5 protein-coding genes are annotated in these 4,567 nt (G+C 73.1%); 1 reads left to right on the top strand and 4 read right to left on the bottom strand.

Going from position 1 to position 4,567, the window contains the following annotated elements; all coding sequences use genetic code 11:
- The coding region (locus tag AC1D15_RS18990; protein ID WP_477827207.1) for a WD40 repeat domain-containing protein at positions 1-1,702 on the top strand (1,702 nt) is incomplete at its 5' end.
- Here the strand turns inward: AC1D15_RS18990 and AC1D15_RS18985 are convergent.
- The 4 genes from AC1D15_RS18985 to AC1D15_RS18970 form a co-directional block, all read right to left on the bottom strand.
- Positions 1,668-2,006, bottom strand: coding sequence for a CU044_2847 family protein (locus AC1D15_RS18985; protein WP_477827206.1), 339 nt, complete (start codon positions 2,004-2,006; stop codon positions 1,668-1,670). The two genes, AC1D15_RS18990 and AC1D15_RS18985, sit on opposite strands and share 35 nt — an antisense overlap.
- Before the next feature lie 66 nt (positions 2,007-2,072).
- The gene (locus AC1D15_RS18980) at positions 2,073-3,098 is read right to left on the bottom strand and encodes a S1C family serine protease (protein ID WP_082004338.1); all 1,026 of its coding nucleotides are present in this window, start codon (positions 3,096-3,098) and stop codon (positions 2,073-2,075) included.
- Between the two features lie 64 nt (positions 3,099-3,162).
- A complete protein-coding gene (locus tag AC1D15_RS18975; RefSeq protein WP_477827205.1) occupies positions 3,163-3,537 on the bottom strand; it encodes a GGDEF domain-containing protein in 375 nt (124 codons plus the stop codon).
- Complete coding sequence (locus AC1D15_RS18970; protein WP_477827204.1) at positions 3,537-4,205, bottom strand: hypothetical protein; 669 nt, start codon at positions 4,203-4,205, stop codon at positions 3,537-3,539. Before AC1D15_RS18970 ends, AC1D15_RS18975 begins: the two co-directional genes overlap by 1 nt.
- Positions 4,206-4,567: the final 362 nt, after the last annotated feature.

Below are 4,567 nucleotides of genomic sequence, written 5' to 3'. Positions count from 1 at the left end.
CACCTACGACGGCCGGGGCGCGCTGACCGCCAGCGCCGACGAGCAGCCGTGCAAGGACCTCGGCTATGCGTTCGCGCAGGGCGGCGGCACGCTGGGCGTGTCGGTGATGCCGCAGCTGTGCCTGCTCGACCTGCAGCGCCTGCAGCTCGACCCGGCCGGCGGCGCGCATCCGTACCAGCGCATCGACCGCAGCGAAAGCGGCGGCGTCGACGACATCGTCATCAACCGCGACGGCCGGCGCATCGTCAAGCTGCTGCGGGGCGCGAACGAGGTGCAGGTTGCCGACCTGGTGTCGGGCGGGCTGTGGCGGCTGCAGGGCGCGTTCGACATGCCGGTGCGCGACACCTACGAGTCGCTGGTGAGCCTGAGCGAGCAGGGCAACCGGCTGGCGATCAAGGCGGCCGACGGCGCGGTGCGCGTGTACGACCTGCGCCCGCGCCTGCGGCCGCTCGGCGACCGCGTGGCGCCGTGGTGGGTGAGCCGCGACGAGTCCCGCATGGTGACCGCGATGCGCAGCCCCACCGGCGACGCGCTGCAGCTGCGCCGGCTGGGCGACGGCCAGCTGCTGCAGCAGCTGGACACGCCCGACCTGTACGACTCGGTGGTCGAGATCGGCGTGTCGCCCGACGAATCGCAGCTGGTGCTCTCGGGCCACTGCGAGACGGCCGAACGCCAGTGCCTGAGCGGCTTCGACCTGGCCAGCGGCCGGCAGCTGTCGTGGCACCGGCACGATGGCGTCATCGCACGCGCCGACGACCTGCACCTGGTGCGCGATGGCAGCGAATGGCTCCTCTACACCGCCGCCGAGCAACCGCTGTTCCGCATGCCCGCGGCCGAGGCCACCGGTCGAGGCGGCGCCGGCCGGTTCGACCCGCGTGCCGATTCGCTGGTGCTCGGCCATGCGCGGCTGTTCGCGACCAAGACCGTGCTGCCCGGGCGCGTGCGGATCGAGGTGCAGGCGATCGAGCAGGGCACGGCGCGCGTGCTGCGCCGCATCGAGCGGGAGGCGCCGGACGGCATGAACATGGCGCTGCGCGGCGGCGGCCGGGTGTTGCAGCTGTGGGACGCCCGGCACACCGAGCTGTGGGACCTGCGGGCCGAGTCGTCGACCCCATCGCTGCAGCTCGGGCCCTCGTCGCGCGGCAGCCTCATCGTCAACGAGGCGACCGGGCTGGTGGCACTGCGCGGCCCGTCCGGCTGGGAGCTGCTCGAGCTGCGCGGCGGTGCGGCGCGCGGCAGCCTGCGGGCCGAGATGAACGTCGATCCGAGCGGGCGCCATGCCTTCGGGCAGAGCGCCTCCGGCGACGGGCTGGAGGTGCGGTCGCTCGACGATCCGGCGGCCCCGCCGGTCGTGCTGAAGGGCTGGCCGGCGCAGCCGGCATTCAGCCGCAGCGGCGGCGTGATGGTGGTGCGGCTGCCGGACCAGCAGCGCCTGCGGGTCTACCGCCTGCCGTCGACCGAGCCGATCCTCGAGACCGACCTGCAGGTCTTCGCCGAGACGCAGCTGACGGCGCAGGGCGGCTACCTGATCGACCGCAACGGCCGCCTCATCCCGACCGACGGCAAGCGCGTGATGGAAGAAGCGCAGGCGCAGGCCAGCCGCGACCTCGACCCCGGCGAGCGCTGCCGCCTGATCGGCGCGCCGCCGGGCTGCCTGGGCGACAAGCTCAAGCCGCGGCGGGCTTCTTCCAGCTCGCGCTGACCTTGATCGAGCCGTTCGCCTCGCCCTTGGTGAGGCAGGGGATGCCGGCCTCGCCCTTGAAGCCGAGGTTCAGCTCGACGCTCCAGCTGTCGGGCTGCGTCGCTTCCAGCGCCTCGCGCACCGGCCGCGTCACGGCGGCCAGCAGGCTGCGCATCTCCTGGCCGATGTCGCGCACCTTGTCGGCCACCGCACCGCGCTCGACCAGGCCGCCGCGCTCGACCAGGCCGGTGGAGGGCGGCGCATCGGCGGCATCGACCTCGACGCTGAGCAGCACGCCGTCGATCAGGATCTCTCGTGTGGCCATGGCGGTCCTCCAGACGCGTTCAACCGCGTTCGCCGAGCATAGGCGCCACGGCCGGCGCGGTCGTCGTCAGGGTTGGGGATGCGCCACCGTCGGCCGCACCGTCAGGTACAGCGGCTGGCCGGTCGCGTTGCCGCGCAGCAGCTTCAGCACGCAGTCGCGGTTGATGCGGCTCGCGTCGAGCGCCTGGTGCAGCCGGTCGACCGACTCGATCGCCAGGCCGTCGATGCCGATCAACAGGTCGCCCTCGCGCAGGCCGGCGCGCGCGGCCGGGCTGCCCGGCTCGACCGCCGACACCCGCACGCCATGCGATTGCCCGAGCCCGAGGCCGACGACGATGCGCCGGTCGAGCGCCGTCGTGCTGCCGCCCACGCCCAGGTAGCCGCGCTGCACCCGGCCGTGCTGCAGCAGCTGCGGGATCACCCATTCGGCGATGTCGATCGCCACTGCGAAGCTGATCGACTGCGCGCCGCGGATGATCGCGGTGTTGACGCCGATCACCTCGCCGCGCGCGTTCAGCAGCGGCCCGCCGGAGTTGCCGGGGTTCAGCGCCGCATCGGTCTGGATCACGTCCGGGATCAGCCGGCCGGTGCCGGCGCGCATGCTGCGGCCGAGCGCGCTGACGATGCCGGCCGTCACGGTGTGCTCGAAGCCGAGCGGGTTGCCGATCGCGATCGCGATCTCGCCGCGCCTGAGCAGCGCCGAGCGGCCGATCGGCAGCGGCGTGAGCCCGCCGCGCGACATGCCGTCGATGTGCAGCAGCGCGAGGTCGGTGTCGGGGTCGTCGCCGACCCAGCGCGCATCGAACTCGCGGCCGTCGCTCAGCGACACGCGCTGGCGCGTGACCTGCGGCGACGGCAGCGCGCTGCCGCCGGCGCGCGTCACGTGCGAGTTGGTCAGCAGGTAGCCGTCGGGCGTGAACAGGAAGCCGGAACCGCCGCCGAGCGCCGCATCGCGGTTGCTGGCGTGGCCGACCACCTTGACCGACGCGACGCTCGGCCCGGCGCGCTCGACCACGCCGGAGACGGTCTCGGAATAGGCATCGAGCAGAAAGGCGTCGTTGGCACCCACGGGGAGATCCTCCAGACAGCGCATGTGGGACCCAGCACGCGCGCTTTCAAGTACCCGTTCGCCCTGAGCTTGTCGAAGCCCTGGTGACCTATCCCGACACCACCCGGTCGCGGCCTTCTGCCTTGGCGCGGTACAGCGCCTCGTCGGCACGCTGCAGCAACTGCTCGGCGGTTTCGCCTTCGCGCAAGGTCGCCAGGCCGATGCTGACGGTGATGTGCAGGCCCGCGGCGACGTCGCCCCAGGCCTCGCCCGACACCGCGCGGCGCACCCGCTCGGCGATCGCGAGCGCGGTGGCCGGCTCGCTGGTGGCGAGCAGCAGCAGGAATTCCTCGCCGCCGTAGCGGCCGATGCGGTCGTCCGCCCGCAGCGAGCGCACCGCGCCGAGCACGAAGCGGCGCAGCGCGGTGTCGCCCACCAGGTGCCCGTGGTTGTCGTTGACCAGCTTGAAATGATCGAGGTCCATCAGCGCCACCGACGGCCGCGCGCCGGCCTGCAGCGCGTCGTCGAGCGCACCGAGGCGCCGTACAGCCCGACCACCGCGCAGCGCCCGATCGCCATCGACAGCCACACCGCCGACAGCGCCGCCTGCCAGCGCGTGGCGACCGGCAGCGCCGGGGCCTGCTCGGCCAGCCCGATCGCGAGGGCGAGCCCGAGCGAGATCACGGCCCACAGCGGCACCACCTGGCGCGGCGTGAGCCGCAGCGCGCTGAACGCGAACACGATGAAGACGATGCTGATCGACAGCACGCCGACCGCGGGCGCCAGCACCACCATCGCCAGCTGCAGGCCGGAGGCCGTCAGCATCTGCGGGCCGGTCAGGTACGGATCGGCGAAGCGTTCGCTCCAGCCGCGGTTCAGCATCAGGAAGAAGGCGCCGCCGGCGAGCGCGCCGCCGAGCAGGTAGATGACGGGCGGCAGCAGGCCGACCGCGCCGGCCGCGTGCAGCAGGAACAGCAGCAGCGCGTCGATCGCATAGCTCGCGACGCTCATGCGCAGCATGCGCATGCGCTCGCCACGGCGGCGCAGCGCACGGGCGCCTGGCTCTTCCGGCGCGGTCGGCGGCAGGTGGCTGCCGGCGGCGGGGAACGGAACGGGGGGAAACGGCGGAACGGATTGCAGGCGATGGGGCATGTCGGGGCTCGCCGTCAATCTCGGCCCGCTCCCGGGCATCTTGAGCACGCCGGGCGTGGCAGCGTGCATACCTCACGCGAGCTGCGTCAGGGCTTTCACCGGGGATGGCTCAGGTCGGCCGCGGCGCTGCCGATATCTGTCGCTGGAAAGCCGTCGCCCGGTGGTTGGACCGGGCTCGAACGGTTGCCGGAGTTTCGAATGACCTCGCTCAAATCCCCGTGGCGCGCGCTGCTCGGCTGGCTGCTGGCCGGTGCGCTCGCGTGCGCCATGGTGGCCTGGGCGATGAAGACGGCGTCGCGCGCGCAGTTGCGCGCCGATGCCGAGCACAGCGCGCAGCAGTGGGCGGGCTATGTGCGCGACAC

The sequence above is a fragment of the Rhizobacter sp. P2_H2 genome, from assembly GCF_056403375.1.
This window is presented reverse-complemented; position numbering and strand designations above follow the sequence as displayed.